Annotated in this window: 16 protein-coding genes and 1 riboswitch; of the genes, 10 read left to right on the top strand and 6 right to left on the bottom strand. The window is 72.4% G+C overall.

The features are described from left to right. The first annotated feature begins 120 nt into the window (after positions 1 to 120). Positions 121 to 2,649, top strand: coding sequence for a helix-turn-helix domain-containing protein (locus tag J4H92_RS15180; protein ID WP_243751826.1), 2,529 nt, complete (start codon positions 121 to 123; stop codon positions 2,647 to 2,649). Here the strand turns inward: J4H92_RS15180 and rlmH are convergent. The 5 genes from rlmH to glpK form a co-directional block, all read right to left on the bottom strand. Next, a complete protein-coding gene (rlmH, locus tag J4H92_RS00185) occupies positions 2,640 to 3,098 on the bottom strand; it encodes a 23S rRNA (pseudouridine(1915)-N(3))-methyltransferase RlmH (RefSeq protein ID WP_208095010.1) in 459 nt (152 codons plus the stop codon). The genes J4H92_RS15180 and rlmH overlap by 10 nt on opposite strands. A 103-nt stretch (positions 3,099 to 3,201) precedes the next feature. Continuing rightward, positions 3,202 to 4,419 (bottom strand): pyridoxal phosphate-dependent aminotransferase, encoded by a 1,218-nt coding sequence (locus J4H92_RS00180; RefSeq protein WP_208095009.1) that lies wholly within the window; start codon positions 4,417 to 4,419, stop codon positions 3,202 to 3,204. 153 nt (positions 4,420 to 4,572) lie between these two features. Next, positions 4,573 to 6,444, bottom strand: a complete 1,872-nt coding sequence (locus J4H92_RS00175) for an ABC transporter ATP-binding protein (RefSeq protein WP_424960852.1) — start codon at positions 6,442 to 6,444, stop codon at positions 4,573 to 4,575. An 86-nt stretch (positions 6,445 to 6,530) separates the two neighbouring features. Continuing rightward, entirely contained in the window at positions 6,531 to 7,976 is a 1,446-nt protein-coding gene (locus tag J4H92_RS00170) for a DHA2 family efflux MFS transporter permease subunit (RefSeq protein ID WP_243751838.1), read from the bottom strand. 364 nt (positions 7,977 to 8,340) lie between these two features. After that, the gene (gene glpK, locus J4H92_RS00165) at positions 8,341 to 9,882 is read right to left on the bottom strand and encodes a glycerol kinase GlpK (RefSeq protein ID WP_208095106.1); all 1,542 of its coding nucleotides are present in this window, start codon (positions 9,880 to 9,882) and stop codon (positions 8,341 to 8,343) included. A 638-nt stretch (positions 9,883 to 10,520) separates the two neighbouring features. On the opposite strand from glpK, the gene J4H92_RS00160 reads away from it, so the two are divergent. The 8 genes from J4H92_RS00160 (at position 10,521) to ribB (ending at position 19,441) form a co-directional block, all read left to right on the top strand. Further along, entirely contained in the window at positions 10,521 to 10,805 is a 285-nt protein-coding gene (locus tag J4H92_RS00160) for a helix-turn-helix domain-containing protein (protein WP_208095007.1), read from the top strand. A 213-nt stretch (positions 10,806 to 11,018) separates the two neighbouring features. Next, positions 11,019 to 11,888 carry an exodeoxyribonuclease III gene (locus tag J4H92_RS00155; protein ID WP_208095006.1) on the top strand — a complete coding sequence of 290 codons (870 nt, stop codon included), beginning with the start codon at positions 11,019 to 11,021 and terminating at the stop codon, positions 11,886 to 11,888. A gap of 111 nt (positions 11,889 to 11,999) precedes the next feature. Then, the gene (gene trpS, locus J4H92_RS00150; RefSeq protein WP_208095005.1) at positions 12,000 to 13,022 is read left to right on the top strand and encodes a tryptophan--tRNA ligase; all 1,023 of its coding nucleotides are present in this window, start codon (positions 12,000 to 12,002) and stop codon (positions 13,020 to 13,022) included. A gap of 158 nt (positions 13,023 to 13,180) precedes the next feature. Next, positions 13,181 to 15,319, top strand: a complete 2,139-nt coding sequence (locus tag J4H92_RS00145) for a bifunctional lysylphosphatidylglycerol flippase/synthetase MprF (RefSeq protein WP_208095004.1) — start codon at positions 13,181 to 13,183, stop codon at positions 15,317 to 15,319. Beyond that, on the top strand, positions 15,316 to 16,017 hold the full coding sequence (locus tag J4H92_RS00140; RefSeq protein WP_341782940.1) for a DUF1345 domain-containing protein: 702 nt from the start codon (positions 15,316 to 15,318) through the stop codon (positions 16,015 to 16,017). Before J4H92_RS00145 ends, J4H92_RS00140 begins: the two co-directional genes overlap by 4 nt. Before the next feature lie 91 nt (positions 16,018 to 16,108). Then, positions 16,109 to 16,255: riboswitch (FMN riboswitch) on the top strand. 86 nt (positions 16,256 to 16,341) lie between these two features. Further along, positions 16,342 to 17,394: a bifunctional diaminohydroxyphosphoribosylaminopyrimidine deaminase/5-amino-6-(5-phosphoribosylamino)uracil reductase RibD gene (gene ribD, locus J4H92_RS00135; RefSeq protein WP_243751836.1), complete on the top strand. Its 1,053-nt coding sequence runs from the start codon at positions 16,342 to 16,344 to the stop codon at positions 17,392 to 17,394. After that, positions 17,394 to 18,092 (top strand): riboflavin synthase, encoded by a 699-nt coding sequence (locus J4H92_RS00130; protein WP_208095002.1) that lies wholly within the window; start codon positions 17,394 to 17,396, stop codon positions 18,090 to 18,092. Before ribD ends, J4H92_RS00130 begins: the two co-directional genes overlap by 1 nt. Continuing rightward, positions 18,089 to 19,441 carry a 3,4-dihydroxy-2-butanone-4-phosphate synthase gene (gene ribB, locus J4H92_RS00125; RefSeq protein ID WP_208095001.1) on the top strand — a complete coding sequence of 451 codons (1,353 nt, stop codon included), beginning with the start codon at positions 18,089 to 18,091 and terminating at the stop codon, positions 19,439 to 19,441. Before J4H92_RS00130 ends, ribB begins: the two co-directional genes overlap by 4 nt. Before the next feature lie 81 nt (positions 19,442 to 19,522). Here ribB and J4H92_RS00120 read toward each other — a convergent pair whose 3' ends face one another. Next, positions 19,523 to 19,966 carry a CBU_0592 family membrane protein gene (locus tag J4H92_RS00120; protein WP_208095000.1) on the bottom strand — a complete coding sequence of 148 codons (444 nt, stop codon included), beginning with the start codon at positions 19,964 to 19,966 and terminating at the stop codon, positions 19,523 to 19,525. Positions 19,967 to 20,122: 156 nt separating this feature from the next. On the opposite strand from J4H92_RS00120, the gene J4H92_RS00115 reads away from it, so the two are divergent. Further along, complete coding sequence (locus J4H92_RS00115; RefSeq protein WP_208094999.1) at positions 20,123 to 21,052, top strand: LysR family transcriptional regulator; 930 nt, start codon at positions 20,123 to 20,125, stop codon at positions 21,050 to 21,052. Positions 21,053 to 21,079 lie beyond the last annotated feature (27 nt).

The following is a 21,079-nucleotide window of genomic DNA, read 5'->3' as shown; positions in this document are numbered from 1 at the left end:
CCTCGGCCGGAACTGCGCCCTCTCCCCTACCGGGCCATTCCAGCGGGTCGAGCGCGCGCGGGATAGCGTGCAGAACACCCGATTCTTCTCGCGAAACCGAGCTGCGGGTAGGGTCGGGGTATGGGAGCGGGGTCCGGGGTGTATGCACGGCGCACCGTCGAGGACGCCGCGATCCCGCAGCTGCAGCGGGTGCTCGACGCGGACCCGCCCCGCTTCCGCTGCGCGCTCCTGCTCGGCGAACCGGGGGACGGTGCGGCGAGCACGCTCGCACGGGGCATCGTGCCCCGGCTCCGCGGCGACCGCGCGCGCCTGCGCGGCGAGTGGCACGCGAGCGCTCCGCTGCAGTGGTGCCTCTCCGTCTCCGACGTACCGGGGACTCCCCCCTCCTCCCCGGAGCCGCGCCTGCTGCTCGTGGCGGGGACCACCGCGGACGCCCTGCCCGACTGGCTGGCGGCGGACGGTCCGCGCACCCCGATCGTCCTGACCATCGGCGCGCTCTCGCTGTCCGAACTGCACGACTACCTCGAGTCCCGGCTCGGTGGACCCGTCGACCTGGCGACGGCGCGCACGCTCGGCGTCGCCGGCGGCTTCGTCCCCGCCACGCTCGCCTGGCTCGTCGGAGAGGCCAGGAGCGCCGGGGTGCTCGACTCCTACGACGGGGTCTGGCAGCTGCTCGACCGGGATCTCCGGGCCATCGTCGAGCCGCATGTGCGGAGCCGTCTCGCCGCGGCCGCACCGGAGCAGCGAGACGCGGCCTTCCGTCTCGCGCTCGCCCAGCCGGTCGCCGAGTCCGAGCTGACGGCTCCCGCGCTCGACGCGCTCGGACCGCTGAGACGCGAGGGCCTGATCGGAACGGTCGGGTCCGGCGGGCTCGGGTTCCGGGCGCCCGTCATCGCCGAGACGGTCGGGGCCCTCTGCCCGGAACCGGTCGCCTCGCAGGTCCACGCACGTTCACTGGGCTCCGAGCGCCCCACCGCGGCGGCGATCCGCTGGAGCCTGGGGCGCGGCATCGCCGTGCCGTCCGAGCGCGTGGAGGCCGCGATCTCGGCCGCGCTCGCGAACCACGACTGGGCCGAGGCGATCTCGATCGCGGAGACGGCGCTGTCGCAGCGGGGCGTCGGCGGGCCGCGGGCCGCGGGACTCCACGCCCACGCGGCCATGGCGGCGCGCTTCCTGCCCGACGTCGAGCGGGCCCGCGCCCATCTCGACGACGCCGACGAGGCGCTGGACGCCGCTCGGGATGAGCGCGGCGGGACCGACGATCCCGCGGCCGCACGGGTCGGCTGCCGGACCGCCGTGCTCAGGGCCGAACTGCTGCACTACTCCGACGGAGAGCCCGACGCCGCCCTCGCCGTGCTCGCCGAGACGGATCGGCAGCTCGACCGCGACCTCTGGCCGGAGGCCAGATCGCTCCGAGGAGAACTGCTCGCGCATCGGATCATCCATCTCTGCTTCGCGGCCCGGCCCCGCGAAGCCCGGGAGGCGCTCGATGCCGGCCGTGCGCTGCTGCGCCGGATCGCGCCCGGCCTGCGGGCCCGGGTACGCGCTCACGAGCCCCTGATGCTGGTGCAGCAGGGGCGGCCGCGCCGCGCACTGCGCAGCATGATGGTCACGGCGGCGAGGAGCACGCTCACCCTCCGGCTCGAGCCGTGGGCGGAGGAGGAGATGCGCACCGCCTACGTGGTGGCGGCGCTCAGCAGCGACGGGCCGGAACGGTTCCCGGGCCTCGGCCGGCAGTTCGACGACGCGCGCGACGGCGCCTACCGCCCCGACCTCGTCACGTACTTCCACGCCCGCTCGACCTGGCAGTACCTGCGGGGCGACATCCGCGATGCGCACCGCCTCGCCGAGCGCGCGCTCGCCACCTCCGAGTACCTCGATCCCTCCGGCGTCGGCGCCGCGGTGGTCGCGATCCTCGCCGAGACGGCCGCGCTGCTCGGGGAACGGGATCGCGCATCGGCGCTCCTCTCGAGGTTCCGGCGGACGCCGTCTCGCGCGAGCGGCCTGGTCGACGGCTCCTCGGAGGCGCACGTCGCGTCGGCGATGCTGCTGCTCGGCGCCGCAGAGGCCTCGTCGAGCATCGCTCGGGCGTCGGAGCGCCACGCGGCGGCGGGCGGGTTCGGCTCCGCCGCGGACGTGCTCCGCACCGGCGTGCGCTTCGGGAGACGACGGTCGGCGCGGGCGCTGCTGCGCATCTCCGACCGGCTCGACGGCGAACTGCACCGCATGAGCGCGGATCACGCGCGGGCGCTGCTCGCCGACGACGCCCTGGCGCTGTGGTCCGTCGCCGAGCGGCTGGCGCAGGCCGGGCTCCGGCTCTGGTCCGCCGAGGCCGCCGCCGCCGCGGCGAACGTCGCCGGCGCACCCGCCGCGCTGCGGAGGCGGGCCATCGGCCACTGCCGCGCCTACGCCGAGGAGCAGCCGCTTCCCGGCCACCCCCTGCTGCGCCTCTCCGGGCCGGCGCAGCCCGCGCTCACCAGGCGCGAGCGCGAGGTCTCGGATCTGATCGCGGCCGGGCTCTCGAACGACGAGATCGCCGCCCGCCTGCGCCTGTCGCTGCGCACGGTCGAGGGCCACGTGTCGCGGCTCTACCGGAAGACCGGCGCCGTGCGCCGATCGCCCGCCCGCAGGAGCGCGTCTCAGGAGTGATGATAGGGGCGTCCGGCGTGGATCTCCTGCGCGCGGTACAGCTGCTCCGCGAGGATCAGGCGCACCAGCTGGTGCGGGAACACGAGCTTGGACAGGCTCCACACGAAGTCGGCGCGGTCGCGCACGCGGTCGTCCACCCCGTACGCCCCGCCGATCACGAGCGCCACCGTGCGCCCCGCATCGAGCGGTTCCCGCAGCGCGCGCGCGAGCCCGGGCGAGTCGACGTTGCGTCCGCGCTCGTCGAGCAGCACCGCGAACGCCCCGCGATCCAGTCGGCCGAGGATGCGCTCGGACTCCTCGGCCCGCGCCGCATCCCCCTCGCGGGAGGAGTGCGGCAGGAGCGACCACGCCGCGTCGAAGGGCTTGCGGAGTCGCCTCTCATAGCGGTCGATGCCCTCGGCGACCCAACTCTCGTGCTTCTTGCCGACCGCGAGGATGCGGATGGTCACGGCATCCTCCCCCTTCGTCGCTGCCTCTCGCCCAAGGGGGCAGTTGTGGTCGTTCTCAGCGCCCGTAACGACCACAACTGCCCCCTTGCGCAGCTCGGCTTGCTCACGGCACCCGCACCCCGTCGAGATACTCGGCGATGCGTCCGATCGCCTCGCGCAGCACCGGCGCCTCGGGCAGGGTGACGAAACGCAGATGGTCCGGCGTCGGCAGGTTGAAGCCGCGGCCGTTGGTCACCAGCACCCGCGTCGCCCGCAGCAGTTCGATGACGAAGCGCTGATCGTCGTGGATCGGATAGCGCTCGGGGTCGAGCCGCGGGAACAGGTACATCGCGCCGCCCGGGAGCGCGCAATCGACGCCGGGGATCTCCGTGAGCAGACGATGACCGATGTCGCGCTGCTCCCGCAGACGGCCCCCCGGGGCGCACAGCGCCTCGATCGACGACTCCGCCGACAGCGCGACCGCGACCGCGTGCTGCGCGGGAACGTTCGCGCACATCCGCATGTTGGCGAGCAGCGTGAGCCCCTCGAGGAAGTCGGCGGCGAGCGCACGGTCCCCCGAGGCGAGCACCCAGCCCGCCCGATAGCCGGCGACGCGCTGCGCCTTCGACAGGCCGCCGAAGGTCAGGCAGAGGGTGCCGGCGACGTGACGCGCGGCGTACTCGTGCTCGGCGCCGTCGTAGAGGATGCGGTCGTAGATCTCGTCGGCCATGAGCACGAGCCCGTGGCGCTCGGCCAGAGCGGCGAAGCCGCGCACCAGCTCCGCGGAGTAGACGGCGCCGGTCGGATTGTTCGGGTTGATGAGCACGATCCCGCGGGTCGCCGGGGTGATCAGCTCCTCGATCGCCGCGAGGTCGGGCATCCACCCGTCCGACTCGTCGCACGGGTAGTGCACGGCCAGGCCGCCCGAGAGGGTCACCTGCGCCGTCCACAGCGGATAGTCGGGGGCGGGCACGAGCACCTCGTCGCCGGGGCTGATGAGGGCCTGCAGCACGAGCGAGATCAGCTCGCTCACCCCGTTGCCCAGATACACGTCGTCGGGTCCGACCGCCGCGACGCCGACCCCGTCGTAGTGCCGCGCCACCGCCTCGCGCGCCGGCAGCACGCCGCGCGAGTCGCTGTATCCCTGTGCCTTCGGCAGGATCCGCCGCAGTTCCTCCACGATCTCGGGAGGCGCCTCGAAGCCGAACGGGGCGGGATTGCCGATGTTCAGCTTCAGGATCTCGTGGCCCTCGCGTTCGAGCCGCTCCGCCTCCTGCAGGATGGGCCCCCGCACGTCGTACCGGACTCCCGCGAGCTTGCTGGACTGGGTGATGGGTCTCATCTGCCTCCTCGCCTCGCACAGCCGCCGCGTGCGGCTCCACGGGCTACGCCAACGCGACGCGTTGCCGTCGCGCCCGTGCCCGCGAGCTTGCTGGACTGGGTGATGGGGCGCACGGATCCATATCCTACGCCTGCGGCACGGCGCGCGCGTGCACTACGCCTGCTGCGCGTAGAGCTCCGCATACCCGCCGCCGAGCCGGAGCAGCTCCTCGTGGCTGCCCTGCTCGACGATGCGCCCCGCCGATACGACATAGATGCGGTCGGCGTCCACGACCGTCGAGAGCCGATGCGCGATGGCGATCGTCGTGCGCCCGCTGCGCGCGTCGTCCAGCGCCCGCTGCACGACGCGCTCGTTCAGCGTGTCGAGCGCGCTCGTCGCCTCGTCGAGCACCAGCACCCGCGGGTTCTTCAGCAGCACCCGGGCGATCGCGATCCGCTGCTTCTCGCCGCCGGAGAGCCGATACCCGCGCTCGCCCACCACCGTCTCGTAGCCGTGCTCGAAGGCGGCGATCGTGTCGTGGATGTTGGCGAGCCGCGCCACGCGCTCGAGCTCCTCGTCCGCGGCGTCGGGCTTCGCGTAGCGCAGGTTGTCCGCGATCGAGGCGTGGAAGAGGTAGGGGTCCTGCGTCACGACCCCGATCTGATCCATCAGCGCCTCCTGCCTCAGCCGGCGCACGTCGTCGCCCGCGTAGCGGACGACGCCGCTCGACGCCTCGTACAGGCGAGGGATCAGCATGCCGATCGTGGTCTTGCCCGATCCCGAGGCGCCGACGAAGGCGACGAACTCGCCCGGCTCGACCCGGAAGGAGACGTCGTCGAGCGTGGGGCGCGTGTCCGGGGCGGCGTCCGGGTACCGGAACCTGACCCGCTCGAACTCCACGGTCCCCGCGAGCGGCGGTTCGGCCGCGGGCTCCGCCGCGTCGGGCGCGTCGACGATGGCCGGCTCCAGGTCGAGGTACTCGAAGATGCGGGCGAACAGCGCGCGCGAGGTCTGCAGGTCGAGCGCCACCCGCATGAGCGCCATCATGGGGAAGAGCAGCCGCGCCTGCACCGTCGTGAAGGCGACGATCGTGCCGGCGGTGATCCCCGCGTCGAGGCCCTGCCCCGTCGCCTCGGCGATCAGCCAGCCGGAGACGAGGTAGATGACGGCCGGCACGGCAGAGAGCAGCACCTGCACGACGGCGAAGAAGATCTGCCCGCTCATCGCCTGGCGCACCTGCAGTTCGATCTGGGTCCGGTTCTCCGCGGCGTAGCGCTCGGTCTCCGCGCTCTGTCGGGAGTAGGTCTTCGCCAGCAGCACCCCGGAGACCGAGAGGGACTCCTGCGTGATCGCCGACATCTCGGAGAGCGACTCCTGCGTGCGGCTGGCGATCCGCGCGCGCATCTGCCCGACCTTGCGCTGCCCGGCCACGAGCACCGGCAGCAGCACGAGCGCGATGAGCGTGAGCTGCCAGCTGAGCAGCAGCATCGCCACGAAGGCCGCGATCACCGTGACCGTGTTGCCGATCACGCTCGACACGGTGTTCGAGAGCACCCCCGCGACGCCGCCCACGTCGTTCTGCAGCCGGGACTGGATCACCCCCGTCTTGGTGCGGGTGAAGAAGCCCAGCTCCATCGACTGCAGGTGCGAGAAGAGGCGCACCCGGAGGTCGCCCATCACCCGGTTGCCGACCTGCGCGGTGAAGCGGGTCTGCACGATCCCGAGCGCGGAGCTCACCGCGAAGATCAGCAGCATCGCCGCGACGAGGCCCACCAGCACGGGCAGGTCCGGCGCCCCGCCCGGCGGGAAGAGCCCGTCGTCGAAGACGCGCTGAGTGAGCAGCGGGGGGAGGATCCCGAGCGCGGCGGAGACCAGCACCAGGGCGACGATCACGCCGAGCTGCGCGCGGTAGGGGCGGAACAGCGTCGCGATGCGCGCGTCGAGGCGCGGGATCTCGGGCGCCTGACTGTTCAGCTCGCGCTGGCGGTCGAAGTCGCGCCCGGACACCCGCGGGCGCTCGCCGCCCATCCCCGGTCCCATGCTCATGGTTCACAGAGTAGACCGCGTCGGATGCCGCCGCGGCGCCGCATCGCTCAGGGCGCAACCGGGATCGCGGGTCGGCCGGGATCGCCTCAGCCCGGGGTGACGATCGGCACGCTGCGGGTCGCGGGCGGACGCGGGCGGAAGAGCAGCGTGACCGCCATGCCGAGCAGCATGGCCGCGATCGGCAGCAGCAGCGACTGGGCCATGGCCGCGGCGAAGCCCGCGCGCATGGACTCCGGGAGGGCGCCCGCGGATCCGTCGCCCTCGGTGAGCCCCGCGGCGCCCGCCGCGGCGCCCAGCTCCGCGGTCAGCCGCGCCTGCATCAGCGCGGCCATCGCGGCGGCGCCGAGCACCGCGCCGACCTGCCGGTTGGTGTTGTAGACCCCGGATCCGGCCCCGGCGAGACTCGGCGAGAGGCCGTAGGTGGTGATCGAGGCCAGCGGGCCCCACATGAAGGAGTTCGCGAAGCCGAGCACCGCGCTCGGCACGAGCAGCCAGCCGATCGGGGTCTCCCAGATCATCAGCAGCAGGTAGAGCGCCAGGCCGACGGCGTGGAGCAGCAGCCCGAGCGTCGCCAGGCGCCGCCCGTCGCGCCGGTCGACGAAGCGCCCCACCGGGCGGGCGAGCAGCAGCGAGAGGATCGCCATCGGCACCATCAGCAGCGCCGCCTGGCTGGGGGTGAGGCCCCGCACGAGCTGGAAGTGGAACATCAGCGGCAGCGACATCGCGTTGACGCCCAGGCCCACGAGGGTGATCGTCGCCGCGCCGACCGAGAAGTTGCGATCCCGGAAGAGGCGGAGCGGCAGCAGCGGTTCGCCGCGCTGCGCGCGCTGCCACCACACGAACACCGCGAGCACCGCGAGGCCCGACAGGATCAGCCCCCACACCGTGATCGGCCCCCAGATGACGCCCCAGGCGAAGCTCTCGCCCTCCTGGAGGCCGAAGACCAGCAGGAACATGCCCAGCGCGCTGAGCGCCACGCCGAACCAGTCGAAGCGGTGGGCGCGGGTATCGAGCCGGGGCACGTAGCGGAACGCCAGCACGAAGGCGACGACGCCGACCGGGACGTTGACGAAGAAGATCCACTCCCAGCCGGCGGCGCCGAGCAGGAATCCGCCGAGGATCGGGCCCACGAGGGTGGCGACGCCCGCGGTGACGCCCCAGATCGACATGGCCGATCCGCGGGTGCGCGGCGGGAAGATCCGCGTGATGACGGCCATCGTCTGCGGCGTCAGCATCGCGGCGCCGAGCCCCTGGAACACGCGGGCCGCGATCAGCGCCTCGATCGTCGGCGAGAGCCCGCAGGCGAGCGAGGCGAGCGTGAACACCGTGAGCCCGGAGAGATACAGGCGGCGCGGCCCGAAGCGATCCCCGAGCCGCCCGGTGATGAGCAGCGGCACCGCGTACGCGAGCAGGAACGCGCTCGTCGCCCACAGGGTGGCCGTCATGGTCGTGTCGAGCGCCGCCATGATCGAGGGGTTGGCCACCGACACGATGGTGGTGTCGACGAGGATCATGAAGAAGCCGAGGACCATCGACCAGAGCGCGGCCCAGGGTCTGATCTCGGGATCCGAACCGCTGCCGCCGTCGGGTTCTGCTTCGGAGCTCTGCACCCGGCCAGCCTAGGGCACGACCGGCGCCGCCCCCGGACGCGACTCCGTTCCGATGGTCGGCCGACGAAAAGCACCCAGCGCGACGACCGTCATGCTCCGCAGCGGTCGCGGAGCCCGCCTCTCGTGCCGGAGCACCCTTCTCGTGGCAGAGAACGAGAGACGGCGCTCCGACGCCGCCCTCGGCTCCGAGACCCCTCGAACGGCCCGCATCGGCGCCTCCTCCTCGCGAGCGGGATCCTCCTTCGTGCGCGGGATCTCGCCGCTCGGCGGGACGACCCCGCCGCGGTCAGGCGGCGGTGTCGTCGTCGACCCAGCCGAGCGAGCGCTCCACGGCGCGGTTCCAGAGCCGCAGGCGACGCTCGCGATCCTCGTCGCGCATCCGCGGCGCCCAGCGCCGGCCCTCGCGCACGAGCCCGCGCAGCTCGCCGGTGGAGCCCCAGACCCCGGTCGCGAGACCGGCGGCGAACGCCGCGCCCAGGGCCGTCGTCTCGAGGTTCTCGGGACGCACCACGTCGATGCCCAGCAGATCCGCCTGGAACTGCATCATCATGTCGCTGGCGGATCCGCCGCCGTCGACGCGCAGCTCCGCGAGCGGCGCGCCGGTGTCCGCGGCGGCCGCGTCGATCACCTCGACGGTCTGGTAGGCGCAGGCCTCGCTGGCCGCGCGCACGAGGTGGGCGCGGGTCACGAAGCGGGTGAGCCCGACGATGACCCCGCGCGCGTCCGGGCGCCAGCGGGGGGCGAAGAGACCGGAGAACGCCGGGACGATGAACGCGCCGCCCGTGTCGGGCACGCTCGAGGCGAGGCCCTCGATCTCGGTCGAGTCGCGGAAGAGGCCGAGGTTGTCGCGCAACCAGTGGTGCAGGGATCCTGCGACCGCGACCGAGCCCTCGAGGGCGTAGACGGGGGCCGCGTCGCCCAGGCGGTAGGCGATCGTCGTGAGCAGCCCGTTGTCGGAGTGCACCGGGCGCCCGCCGGTGTTCACGATCAGGAATCCGCCGGTGCCGTAGGTGTGCTTCGCGTCGCCCGGGGCGAAGGCGGCCTGGCCGAAGGTCGCGGCCTGCTGATCGCCGAGCACGCCCGCGATCGGCACGCCCTCGAGCCCCGGGACCCCGCGCACCGCGCCGATCGCGCCGGACGAGGGCACGATCCGGGGCAGCATCGAGCGCGGCACGCCGAACACGTCGAGCGCCTCCTCGCTCCAGTCGAGCGTCGTGAGGTCGCAGAGCTGCGTGCGGCTCGCGTTGGTCACGTCCGTGACGTGGAGGCCGCCGCCGGCCGCCCCGCCGGTCAGCTGGTAGATCAGCCAGGAGTCGATCGTGCCGAGACGCAGCTCGCCCCGCTCGGCGCGCTCGCGGGCGCCCGGGATCTCGTCGAGGATCCAGCGCACCTTGCCCGCGGAGAAGTAGCTGGCCAGCGGCAGCCCGGTGATGGATCGCAGCCGCTCCGCGCCGAACGGCTCGCCCGTCGCAGGATCCGGCTCGGCGGCGAGCGCGTCGACGATGGGCTGCGTGCGGGTGTCCTGCCAGACGATCGCGTCGGCGACGGGCTCGCCCGTGGCGGCGTCCCAGACGACGACGGTCTCGCGCTGGTTGGTGATGCCGACGCCCGCGATCCGATCCCTCGCGATGCGGGCCTTCGCCAGCGCCTCGCGGAGCAGGGCCTCGGTCGTCCGCCAGATCTCGCCGGCGTCGTGCCCGACCCAGCCCGGGCGCTCGAAGATCTGCCGGTGCTCGCGCTGCGCGCTCGCCACGGGACGCGCCTCGCGGTCGAACACGATGACCCGGGTGCTGGTCGTCCCCTGGTCGATTGCGAGGATGTGATCCATGCTCATCCGCTCCACCCACCGCAGCCGAGCGAGTTGATGCGCCGCATTGCGCGGCGGTTCGCGACCACATGGAAACGCGTCGCGTTTCCATCGGTGCCCGCGCTTACGGCGCACGAGGGCCCACCGGGCCTTCGTCTCGAGCGCCTTGGTGCCTGGTCGATCGCGACGACGTGGTCCGCGGTGCCTCGGTGCATGCCCCGAGCCTATCCTCCCCACGGCCTCCCCAGGGCCTCGCCTCTCGCGATTGGGCGCCCGTCGCCCTTTCACGGCGCTGACAGGGCGCTTCGGGTCCACCCGGCAAGCCCGGGTGCTCGACTCTCACGAGCACGATGCTGCGCAGCCGTGGGGTTCAGCGGGCTCGCCCGCTGACGCGGAAGCCGCCCTCGAGCCGCTCGTTCGTCCCCTCGAATCAGCGTCCGAGCCTCATCAGAGCTGCGCCCCAGGCGCCGAGCACCAGGAAGCCATCGGCCGTTGAACAGGGCGATGAGACCGGCGATGCCACCGGCAATCTGCAGGAGCCCGAGCAATGCCCGCATCCGCGTCTCTCCTCTGAGCTCGCATTCACAGCACGACGACCACGCCGAGGACAGCATGTATGCATGCGCACGTGAAAGTGCGTGTTCGCGCACCCTCGGGTGATGGGCCGACGCGCTTCAGACGAGGACCGCTGGCAGGACTACGCGCGGGGGCTCGGCGCGCGGCTGCACCGGGAACGCGTGCGGAAAGGCCTCAGCCGGGAGCGGCCGGCCCTGGCCGCCGGGATCACCGCGTTCACCTGCCGCAAGCTGGAGAAGGGCGAGTCGAACCCGGGCACGCCGGCCGACCCGCGGCCGCGCACCCTGGTCGCGCCGGCCGAGGTGCCGGAGGTGCCGGTCGCGGCGCTCCTGCCGCCGGAACCGGGCGGCATCGCGATCGGGCGATAGGCGCCGGTCCCGACTCGGGCCGATGCCTCGCGCTCCAGGCGGCAGTTCTGGAGGAGATCGCAGTTCAGGCCGACTGTTTCGCGGCGGTGCATCAGCCCGAAGCACAAGTTCAGCCCGAGCCGCGGGCTGTTCCCGGGGGGGCCGATTCAGCCCGAACCGATGCCGGCGACCCGCGGCCTGCGGATGTCGGCGCCGCGAAGTAGAATCGGGGGCATGGCCGACACGCTGCGCATCGCCTCCGTCAACGTCAACGGCATCCGTGCCGCATTCCGCAAGGGGATGGGCGAGTGGCTCGACCGGCGCGGCGTCGACGTGCTCGCGCTGCAGGAGGTGCGGGCCGACGACTCCCACCTCGAGCAGCTGTTCGGCACGCTCGAGACGCGGGACTGGCAGATCCTGCACGACCCCTGCCAGATCAAGGGCCGGGCGGGGGTCGCCATCGCGAGCCGGGTGCCCGCGAGCACCCACCGCGTCGGCCTCGGCCCGGCCGATCAGCAGGAGGCCATCCAGTCCTCCGGCCGCTGGCTGGAGGCGGACTTCGAGCTGGGCGGGCAGCCGCTCACCGTGATCAGCAACTACACCCACTCCGGCGAGGTCGACACCCCGCGCCAGGAGGCGAAGTGGGCGTTCCTCGACGCGATGGGCACCCGGATGGACGAGCTGGCCGACGAGCGCGAGCTCGTGGCCATCGTCGGCGACTTCAACGTCGGACACCGCGAGTTCGACATCAAGAACTGGCGCGGCAACGTGAAGCGCAGCGGCTTCCTGCCCCGCGAGCGCGCCTACTTCGACCGCTTCTTCGGCCCCCGCGGCGAGATCGTCGCCGGCGTCGACGGCACCGAGGGCCCCGGCTTCGGCTGGATCGACGTCGGCCGCCGCTTCCACGGCGAGATCGACGGCCCCTACACCTGGTGGTCGAACCGCGGCCAGGCCTTCGACAACGACACCGGCTGGCGGATCGACTACCACGTGGTCACGCCCGCGCTGGCCGAGCGCGTCGCCGACTACCGCATCGACCGCGCCGCCAGCTACGGCGAGCGCTGGTCGGACCACGCGCCCGTGGTCGTCGACTACACCGCCTAGGGCACCCCCACCACCACACGTCTCCCGCGACAACGGCGATGCATCGCATCGCCACCACGATGCCGGGGCCGCCTCGGCCCCGGGGAACGGCCAATCCGAGGAACCAGCACCATGACCTCCCCCGCCACCCAGCACACCAGACCCGTCATCTTCTCCGGCATGCAGCCGTCCAGCGATTCGCTGCACCTGGGCAATTACATCGGCGCGCTCAGCCAGTGGACCCAGATGCAGTCGAGCTTCGACGCCTTCTTCTGCGTCGTCAACCTGCACGCCATCACGGTGCCGCAGGATCCGGCCGAGCTGGCCGAGCGCACCCGCCGCACCGCGGCCCAGTACATCGCCGCGGGGATCGACCCGGCGCAGTCGACGCTGTTCGTGCAGTCGCACGTGCCGGCGCACACCGAACTGGCCTGGGTGCTCAACACGCTCGCGGGCTTCGGCGAGGCCAGCCGGATGACCCAGTTCAAGGACAAGTCGCAGCGGCAGGGCGCGGATGCGGCCTCGGTGGGCCTCTTCACCTATCCGATGCTGATGGCGGCCGACATCCTGCTCTACCAGGCCGACTCGGTGCCCGTGGGAGAGGATCAGCGCCAGCACGTGGAGCTGACCCGCGACCTCGCCCTGCGCTTCAACCACCGCTTCGGCGAGACCTTCACCGTGCCCGAGGCGCAGATCCAGAAGGGCACCGCGAAGATCTACGACCTGCAGGATCCCGCGTCGAAGATGTCGAAGTCCGCCGAGAGCGAGGCGGGGCTCGTCAAGGTGCTCGACGCTCCCTCCGTCACCAGGAAGAAGATCATGCGCGCGGTCACCGACGCGGACGCCGAGATCCGCTTCGACCGCGACGCGAAGCCGGGGGTGTCGAACCTGCTCACGATCTACTCAGTGCTCACCGGCCGCATGGTCGAATCCATCGAGAGCGAGTACGACGGCCGCGGCTACGGGGATCTGAAGAAGGGGCTGGCCGAGGTGGTCGAGGAGACCTTCGCGCCCGTCCGCGAACGGACGAACGAGCTGTTGGACGACCGGGCCGAGCTCGATCGCCTGCTCGCGGCCGCCGCGGATCGCGCGAACGACGTCGCCGGTCGCACCCTGGCGCGCGTCTACGACGCCATGGGGCTGCTGCGCCGCTGACCACGGCGCCCGCCCCCGGTCCTCAACCGGGCACCCGCGACGCTCGGGGGCCGGGTGCCGGGCTGCCGGGTGCCGCCCGCGGGTGCGGGACGACGGGGCCGGGGCGCACGCGAGCCGAAACTGCTGCGCCGTCCTCCCGGCGCGCCTAAACTTGCGGTATGGCCGCGCAGACCACCCGCGAAGACGCCCAGGATCCGGAGACGACCGAGCGGCGCGCGAACCGCGTGCTCGCGCTGCTGCGCCGCGTGCCCGTCACGGCGCTGTTCGTGCTCGCGATGCTCGCGGTGGGCATCGCGACGGGCTCGATCCTCGCGCCCGCGTCCGAACAGCCCTGGTTCGACCGGGTCGCGACCGGGCTCCCGGCGTTCGCCGACGGGCGCTGGTGGACGATCCTCACCTCCCCCTTCTTCGTCGACAGCCCCTGGGTCTATCTCGCCCTCGCGCCGCTGCTGATCGGCGGCCTCGGGTGGGCGGAGTGGCGCTTCGGCTCGCTGCGCGCCTCCGGGCTCTTCGCGGCGGGGCACGCCGCGGGGGTCCTCGTCACCGCGGGGCTGCTCGCACTGCTGACGCAGACCGGTTGGCCCTGGGCGGCGCGGCTGGCCGAGACGCTCGACGTGGGGCCCTCGTGCGGCGCGCTCGCCGCGCTCGTCTTCGCGATCGCGACGCTGCCGGCCCCGTGGCGCCTCAGAGCGCGGATCGCGGTCATCATCTGGGTGGGCATCTCGGTGCTCTACCTCGGCCGTCTGCATGACCTGGAGCACGCGGTCACCATGGTCGCGGCGCTGCTCGCCGCGGGCTGGATCCCGGCCTTCCGGCACCCCTCCGGGCGCCCGAGCGTGCGCGAGTGGCGGCTGATCGCCTTCGCCGGACTGATCGCCATCGGGGCGATCCAGGTGCTCGACCTGATCGTGCCCTACGACGGCCCGCTCGGCAGCAACCATCCGACCGCCTCCTTCATCGACGTCGCCGTCGACGTCGTCGTGATCGCGCTCGTCGCGAACGGCGTGCGGCGCGGCTACTGGATCGCCTGGCTCGGCACGATCCTGCTCGCCGCGTACAACCTGCTCACCGCGGCGCTCGGCCTCGCGCTGCTTCCGCTGCTGGTCGAGGAGGACCTCATCGACGCGCCGGGCGACCTGCTGGGCGTGCTCCTCACGCCGGCGCTCTTCTGGGCCGCGATGCTCCTCTTCATCGTGGTGGGCCGCGGCGCCTTCCGCGTGCCCCTGCGAAGATCGCGGCGCCGACTCGCCGCCGAGGGGCTCAGCCGGGAAGAGGCGACGGCTCGGCTGCGGCGCTTCGGCGGCGGGACGATCTCGTGGATGACCACCTGGGAGGGCAACAGCCATGCCGCCGCGGAGCACGGGGCGCTGGCCTTCCAGACCCATGCCGATGTCGCGATCCTGCTCGGCGACCCGATCGCGCCGCGGGGGTCGCACCGCGGCGCGCTGGAGCACTTCGCCCGGGCCTCTCAGCAGGCGGGCCTGATCCCCTGCGCCTTCTCCACGAGCGCCGGGATCGCCGAGGAGCGGCCGGAGGGCTGGCGCTCCGTGGTCATCGCCGAGGACACGATCGTGGACCTGCCCGGGCTGCAGTTCACCGGCAAGGCCTGGGGCGCGGTCCGCACCGCGATGAACCGCGCCGGCCGCGAGGACATCGAGTTCCGCATGGTCCGGCTGGCCGAGCAGCCGTGGAACGTGCTCGCGCAGGTGCGCGCGATCTCCGAGCAGTGGACGGGCGACAAGGGCCTGCCCGAGATGCGCTTCACGCTGGGCACCGTCGACGAGGCCCTGGACCCCGAGGTCTGGGTCGGCATCGCCGTCGACGCGGAGGGCAGCCTGCACGGCATCACCTCGTGGCTGCCCGTGTACGGCGGCGAGGGGCGCGTCGTCGGCTGGACCCTGGATCTCATGCGTCGGCGCGACGGCGGCTTCGGGCCGGTGATGGAGTTCCTCATCGCCTCCTCCGCGAAGCACTTCGCCGAGCAGGGCTACGCGTTCGTGTCGCTCTCCGGCGCCCCGCTCGTGCGCTCCTCCGAGACGGGCGCCGGGCCGGTGGATCAGGTTCTCGACGGCATCGCCGGCCTCATCGAGCCGCTCTACGGCTTCGCCTCGCTGCACCGTTTCAAGCAGAAGTTCAACCCCCGGTCCGAACCCCTGCACCTGCTCTACCGCGACGAGGGCGACCTGCCGCGGATCGGGATCGCGCTCACCCGCGCCTACCTGCCCGACGCGACGCTGCGCGACCTCGTGAGCTCGGCGGCGAGCGCCGCGGCCCCCGGCGCCGGGAGTGAGAGGTGACCGTGCCGCCGCTGCCGAGGACCCGGCTCCTCGGCACGGTCGTCGTCGTCTTCGGGGAGGCCCTCGGCCTGCTCGTGCAGTTCCTCCTCGTCTGGATCGGCGTCGAGTACCTCTTCACCGACGACGGCGACGAGGCCGAGAGCCTGCGCCTGCTGCTCTGGTGCATGATCGCGACGCTGTACCTGTCGGTCACCGCACTGCTCCTGAGCATCGGAGTGAGAGTCCGCGGAGAGGATCCGCCGGCGCTGCGGCGGCTGCGACGCAACCCGCTGATCCGCTGGATCTCGATGGTCGTCACCTTCAGCTCGAGCCTCGTCGGCCTCTCCGCCGCGATCACCCTCATCCTGATGCGCAGCGATCCGGATCACCTGATGTTCTACGAGCTGACGGCCGTGTGGGCGATGCTGGTCTCCTGGGCGCTGTTCCACTGGGGATACGCCCGCATCTACTACTCGAGGTACTACCGCCTGCCCGGGAAGCCTCCGATGGTGTTCCCCGGCACCGAGACTCCGAGGCAGGTGGATTTCGCCTATTTCGCGTTCACGAACGGAACGACCTTCGGGGTCACGGATGTGCAGGTGATCGACTCCCACATGCGCTGGACGGTCGTGTGGCACACCACGTTCGGCTTCTTCTTCAACGCGCTCATCATCGTGCTGACGATGAACACGATCTCGGGCGGGCTCCAGGGCGTGTGACCCCGCACCCGTGCGGCGGTCGCCGGTCTCGGGAACGACGTTCCGTGTCGTCTTCCAGGAATAAATCGGGCGAGATGAGGTTAGTGTTGAGTATGTGTTCCGGGGCTGGTGAGAATCCAGACCGGTGGTGACAGTCCACGAACCCCGTATCCGCGGGGCCGAACCGGTGGAATTCCGGTACCGACGGTGATGCGCGCGGGGAGGTTCCGCGCGCGAGTCCGGATGAGAGGAACGCGGATCGCTCGCGGATGCGAGCCTCCGAGCACCCCGGTCGCGCATCGGAAGAGGGACGTCGTGCTGGACCGGGAGCTGCTGGAGGATGCGATGCGCCGCGCCCTCGCGCTCGCGCGGCGCTCCCCGGCGGGGGATCCGAACCCGCAGGTCGGCTGCGTGCTGCTCGACCCGGATGCCCGCATCGTCGCGGAGGGCTGGCACCGCGGCGCCGGGACCGCCCATGCGGAGACCGACGCGCTCGGCAGGCTTCCGGACGGCTGGCGCGGGCGGGAGCGCGAGCTCACGGCCGTGGTCACCCTGGAGCCCTGCAACCACACCGGCCGGACCGGGCCCTGCGCCCGGGCGCTCATCGAGGCGGGGATCGGCGCGGTCGCCTACGCCCTCGACGATCCCGGCCGGGTCTCGCGGGGCGGAGCGGAGTCGCTGCGCGCCGCCGGGGTGGAGGTCGCCTCCGGTCTGCTCGCCGACGAGGCCGAGGATCTGCTGGCACCGTGGCTGTCGGTTCAGGAGAAGCCGCACCGGCAGTGGACGGTCGTCAAGTGGGCGCAGACCCTCGACGGCCGCGCCGCCGCCGCGGACGGCAGCAGCCGGTGGATCACCGGTCCGCACGCCCGCGCCGACGTGCACCGCCGGCGGGCGGAGGCCGACGCGATCCTCGTCGGCACCGGCACGCTCCTCGCCGACGACCCCGAGCTGACGGCGCGCGCCGCCGACGGCGCACCGCTGGTGCCGCCAGCGGAGCAGCCGCTGCCCGTCGTGCTCGGGCGGCGCGCGATCCCGTCGGAGAGCCGGGTGCGCCGGCACCCCGCGCTGCGGGAGCACGGCCTCGAGGCGCCCCTCCGCTTCGACGGGAACGATCTCGCCGCGCACGTCGAAGAACTGCGGCGGCGCGGCCTGCAGCGCCTCTTCGTCGAGGGCGGGCCGACGATCGCGAGCGCGTTCCTCGCGGCGGGGCTCGCCGACGAGGTGCTGGTCTACGTCGCCCCTGCGCTGCTCGGCGGCCCGCGGCTCGCGCTCGGCGATCTGGGCATCCCCTCCATGGAGGGGATCATGAGGCTGGAGGGCGCCGTCGTGGAACGACTGGGCGAGGATCTGCTCGTGCGAGCGCGAATCCCGCGCATCGCCGGAATCGGAGGAGAATGATGTTCACCGGACTGATCGAGGAGATCGGCGAGATCGTCGCCGTGGAGGCGGTCGGCGACTCGCTGCGGCTCGCCGTGCGCGGGCCCGTGGTCACGAGCGACGCCGGTCACGGCGATTCGATCCAGGTGTCCGGCGTCTGCCTGACGGTGATCGAGCGCGGAGCCGCCGGTCCGGGCACCTTCACCGCCGACGTCATGGCGCAGTCCGTCAGGATGTCGACGCTGGGGTCCCTGCGCCCAGGGGATCGCGTCAACCTGGAGCGGGCGGCCCGGGTCGACAGCCGCCTGGGCGGGCACATCGTGCAGGGGCACGTGGACGGCACCGCGGAGCTCCGCTCCGTGGACGACGGCGACGCGTGGCGGCGCCTGCGCTTCGCGCTGCCCCGCGAGCTCGCCCCGCTGCTGGTCGACAAGGGTTCGGTGACGCTGTCGGGCGTCTCGCTCACGGTGTCGGCGATCTCCGAGGCCCGCGATCCCGACCCCTGGTTCGAGGTGTCGCTGATCCCCGAGACGCTCGCCTCCACCACGCTCGGCGGGCTCGTCCCCGGCGATCGCGTCAACCTCGAGACCGACATCCTCGCCCGCCACGTCGCCAGGATGCTCGCTTTCCCGCACGCCGGCGCGCCGGCGAACGATCACGGCGCCGCGCTCGCGCCGCACGAGACCACCGGATCCCAGAACGAAGGAGCCCCCGCATGAGCGGAACCACCGGCCCCGCCGAGCCCTCGACGCCCTCGGGCCCGGGCATCTCCGACATCGACGAGGCGATCGCCGCGATCCGGGCGGGTCGTCCCGTGATCGTCGCGGACGACGAGAACCGCGAGAACGAGGGCGACGTGATCCTCTCGGCGCAGCTCGCCACGAGCGAGTGGGTCGCCTGGACGGTGCGCCATTCGTCCGGCCTGCTCTGCGCGCCGATGTCGAACGAGGTCGCCGATCAGCTCGACCTGCCGATGATGGTCGAGCGCAACGAGGACGTCCGCGGCACCGCGTACACGGTCACGGTCGACGCGGCCGAGGGCGTCACCACGGGCATCAGCGCCCGCGACCGCACGACCACCCTGCGGGCGCTCGCGAACCCGGACGCCGTGCCCACCGACGTGCGGCGGCCCGGCCACGTGTTGCCGCTGCGAGCCGTCGACGGCGGGGTGCGGTCCAGGGCGGGCCACACGGAGGCGGGAGTCGAGCTGATGCGGCTCGCCGGCCTGCGGCCGGTGGCGATGATCGCCGAGATCGTCGCCGAGGACGGCGACATGATGCGGCTGCCCGGGCTGATCGAGCTGGGCGCGGCCGAAGGGGTGCCGGTCATCACCATCGAGCAGTTGATCGCCTACCTGAACGCGCACGACCCGGCCGGCGCCCCGGCTGAACCGCAGACCCGGCCGGTCCACCGCCAGGTCAGTCTGAAGGCCGACACGCTGGTGCCGACCGAGCACGGGCCGTTCCGCATGCGCGCCTACCGGGATCGCCGCTCGGGCGTCGACCACCTCGCCCTCGTGGCGAACGGCCCCGGCGGAGAGGCCCCCGGGGACGACGCCCTCGTGCGCGTGCACTCGGAGTGCATCACCGGTGAGGCGTTCGGCTCTCTGAAGTGCGAGTGCGGCCCGCAGCTGCACGCCGCGCTGGACCTGGTGCAGCAGCGCGGCGGCATCGTCGTCTACCTGCGCGGCCAGGAGGGACGCGGCATCGGTCTCGCCAACAAGCTGCGCGCCTACCAGCTGCAGGAGAGCGGCACCGACACGCTCGACGCGAATCTGCAGCTCGGCCTGCCCGCCGACGCCCGCGACTACACGGCCGCGGCCGAGATCCTCGCCCATCTCGGACTCACCCGGGTGCGCCTGCTCACCAACAACCCCGACAAGGTGGCGCAGCTGGAGGCGCACGGCGTGCAGGTCTCGGAACGGGTGCCGCTCTTCGTCGGCGTCACCGAGCAGAATCTGGCGTATCTCGAGACCAAGCGCGACCGCATGGGCCACGATCTCCCCGATGCGGTCGAGACTCCGCCGATCGTTCCCGCTGCGGGCGCGACGCAGGGGCGGGCTTCCTGAGCGCGTCCGAGGCGACGGTCCCGGAGGGCTTCAGCGGCCTCGAATGAGGCGCCCGGGAAGGCGGCACGCGTCCCTGGATTCTCAGCTGCGGGGGGCCGCATCCGGTGCCGCGAGCGCGGTCGGATGCCCGGCTTCCTCGTCCCTCGCGGGCAGGAGCCAGGGCAGACTGATGGCCGAGGCATCCGTGACACTCGGGTTCCACTCCCCGGGAGACGCGGTCGACGGCCGCGACGAAGCCGCGGCGGCGGGGACGAGATGCGCGTCGTCCCGCGACGGCGCGCTCCTGCGCCAGACGGGTGTGAGAAGGCCCTGCACCCCGATCAGCCCCCACACCAGATTGGAGATCACGGCGGGCCAGGCGCCATAGGCCAGTGCCCCCGCGGAGGCCAGAAACCCGCCAACGGCGTTGAGCAGCAGGTACCGTCGGCCGGTCGACTCCGTCCATCCGCGCCAGATGAGCACGTAGGCGGAGAACGTCCCCAGGGTGCCCGTCCAGCCGAGGACGCCACCGATGAACTCGTCCAACGCAACTCCTTCGCCGGATCGTAGAGGCCATTCACGCTGCGCGCTCTCCGCGGCCTCGGGAGGCCTGCTCGCGGAGGAGCTTCCCACCATCTTCAAGCCTGCTATTCATGCAGTACAATCGAATCTTTTGACATCAGGCATTTAGAATTTCTAAATATGAGGATCAATGTCTCGCGGCTCCAATATCTTCTGCAGATCTCTCGGAGCGGGGGCGTGCTCGCCGCCGCGGATGCCATGAAGCTGACCGCCTCGGCGGTCTCCCAGCAGCTCAGGCGGCTCGAGGCCGAAGTGGGGGTTCCGCTGATGGATCGGCGACCGGACGGCATTCTGCCGACGCCCGCCGGACGCGAGCTGATCGAACTCGCCGAAAACGTGGAACGGGAGATCAACGAAGCGGCCCTGCGAGTCGGCGCGGTCAGCGAGCTCCCCAGCGGACTGGTGCGTTTCGGGGGTTTTCAGAGCTTCATCAGCGCGGTGCTCAGCCCTGCGCTGCCCCTCTGGCCCTCCCGTCTCGCGGGGGTCCGGCTGGAGATCGCCGAGGTCTCCCAACCCGCATTGCTCCGAGGGCTGCGCGCCGCCGAGTTCGACATCATCGCGATCGAGTCCGACGAGTCCGAGGAGGCCACGGCGAGCGGTCCCGGAGTCCAGGAGGTGGCCCTCTTCGATGACCCGTGGGTGCTGGCGGCACCCGCCGGCACCCACGCCGCCATGGGCGTCATCGACCTGGACGAGCTGCGCCTTCCGTGGTTGGACGTCGACGCCCAGACCGGCGCGGCGCGGGCGGTGAGCAGGGTTCGGAAGCACCTGCCTCGCTCGGCGACCGCACCGCACCGCTACACCAGCCACGAGAGCGCCCTCTCCCTCGTCGCCGCGGGAGAGGGCGTGGCGCTGCTGCCGCTGCTCACGACCCGGGAGCGCACGCTCGCCGGCGTCGAGCTGCATGAGCTCCCGGGCCTCGGCGTGCGGCACGTATCACTGCGGTACCGGGAGGGCCGGAAGTCCAATCCCGTGATCGGCGCCGTGGTCGAGTTCATCCGAACCCTGGTCGCCTCCGGCGGGGCGCTTCAAGATCACTCGACCTCGTGAGCTTCGGGTTCCCGCCGCCCGCCGCGC

Origin of the sequence: Leucobacter weissii (assembly GCF_017565745.1) — a bacterium.
Classification (GTDB): Bacteria; Actinomycetota; Actinomycetes; order Actinomycetales; family Microbacteriaceae; genus Leucobacter; species Leucobacter weissii.
The sequence above is the reverse complement of the archived record's forward strand: the minus strand, read 5'-3'. Positions and strand labels throughout refer to the sequence as shown.

Bases quoted from the DNA above. Each gene is read 5' to 3' on its own strand.
- J4H92_RS00175 (WP_424960852.1), bottom strand. From the start codon at position 6,444: ATGAGCATGGGACCGGGGATGGGCGGCGAGCGCCCGCGGGTGTCCGGG.
- J4H92_RS00130 (WP_208095002.1), top strand. From the start codon at position 17,394: ATGTTCACCGGACTGATCGAGGAGATCGGCGAGATCGTCGCCGTGGAG.
- glpK (WP_208095106.1), bottom strand. From the start codon at position 9,882: ATGGATCACATCCTCGCAATCGACCAGGGGACGACCAGCACCCGGGTC.
- trpS (WP_208095005.1), top strand. From the start codon at position 12,000: ATGACCTCCCCCGCCACCCAGCACACCAGACCCGTCATCTTCTCCGGC.
- J4H92_RS15180 (WP_243751826.1), top strand. From the start codon at position 121: ATGGGAGCGGGGTCCGGGGTGTATGCACGGCGCACCGTCGAGGACGCC.
- J4H92_RS00145 (WP_208095004.1), top strand. From the start codon at position 13,181: ATGGCCGCGCAGACCACCCGCGAAGACGCCCAGGATCCGGAGACGACC.
- J4H92_RS00115 (WP_208094999.1), top strand. From the start codon at position 20,123: ATGAGGATCAATGTCTCGCGGCTCCAATATCTTCTGCAGATCTCTCGG.
- J4H92_RS00155 (WP_208095006.1), top strand. From the start codon at position 11,019: ATGGCCGACACGCTGCGCATCGCCTCCGTCAACGTCAACGGCATCCGT.
- ribB (WP_208095001.1), top strand. From the start codon at position 18,089: ATGAGCGGAACCACCGGCCCCGCCGAGCCCTCGACGCCCTCGGGCCCG.
- J4H92_RS00180 (WP_208095009.1), bottom strand. From the start codon at position 4,419: ATGAGACCCATCACCCAGTCCAGCAAGCTCGCGGGAGTCCGGTACGAC.
- ribD (WP_243751836.1), top strand. From the start codon at position 16,342: ATGCGCCGCGCCCTCGCGCTCGCGCGGCGCTCCCCGGCGGGGGATCCG.
- J4H92_RS00170 (WP_243751838.1), bottom strand. From the start codon at position 7,976: ATGGTCCTCGGCTTCTTCATGATCCTCGTCGACACCACCATCGTGTCG.
- J4H92_RS00160 (WP_208095007.1), top strand. From the start codon at position 10,521: ATGGGCCGACGCGCTTCAGACGAGGACCGCTGGCAGGACTACGCGCGG.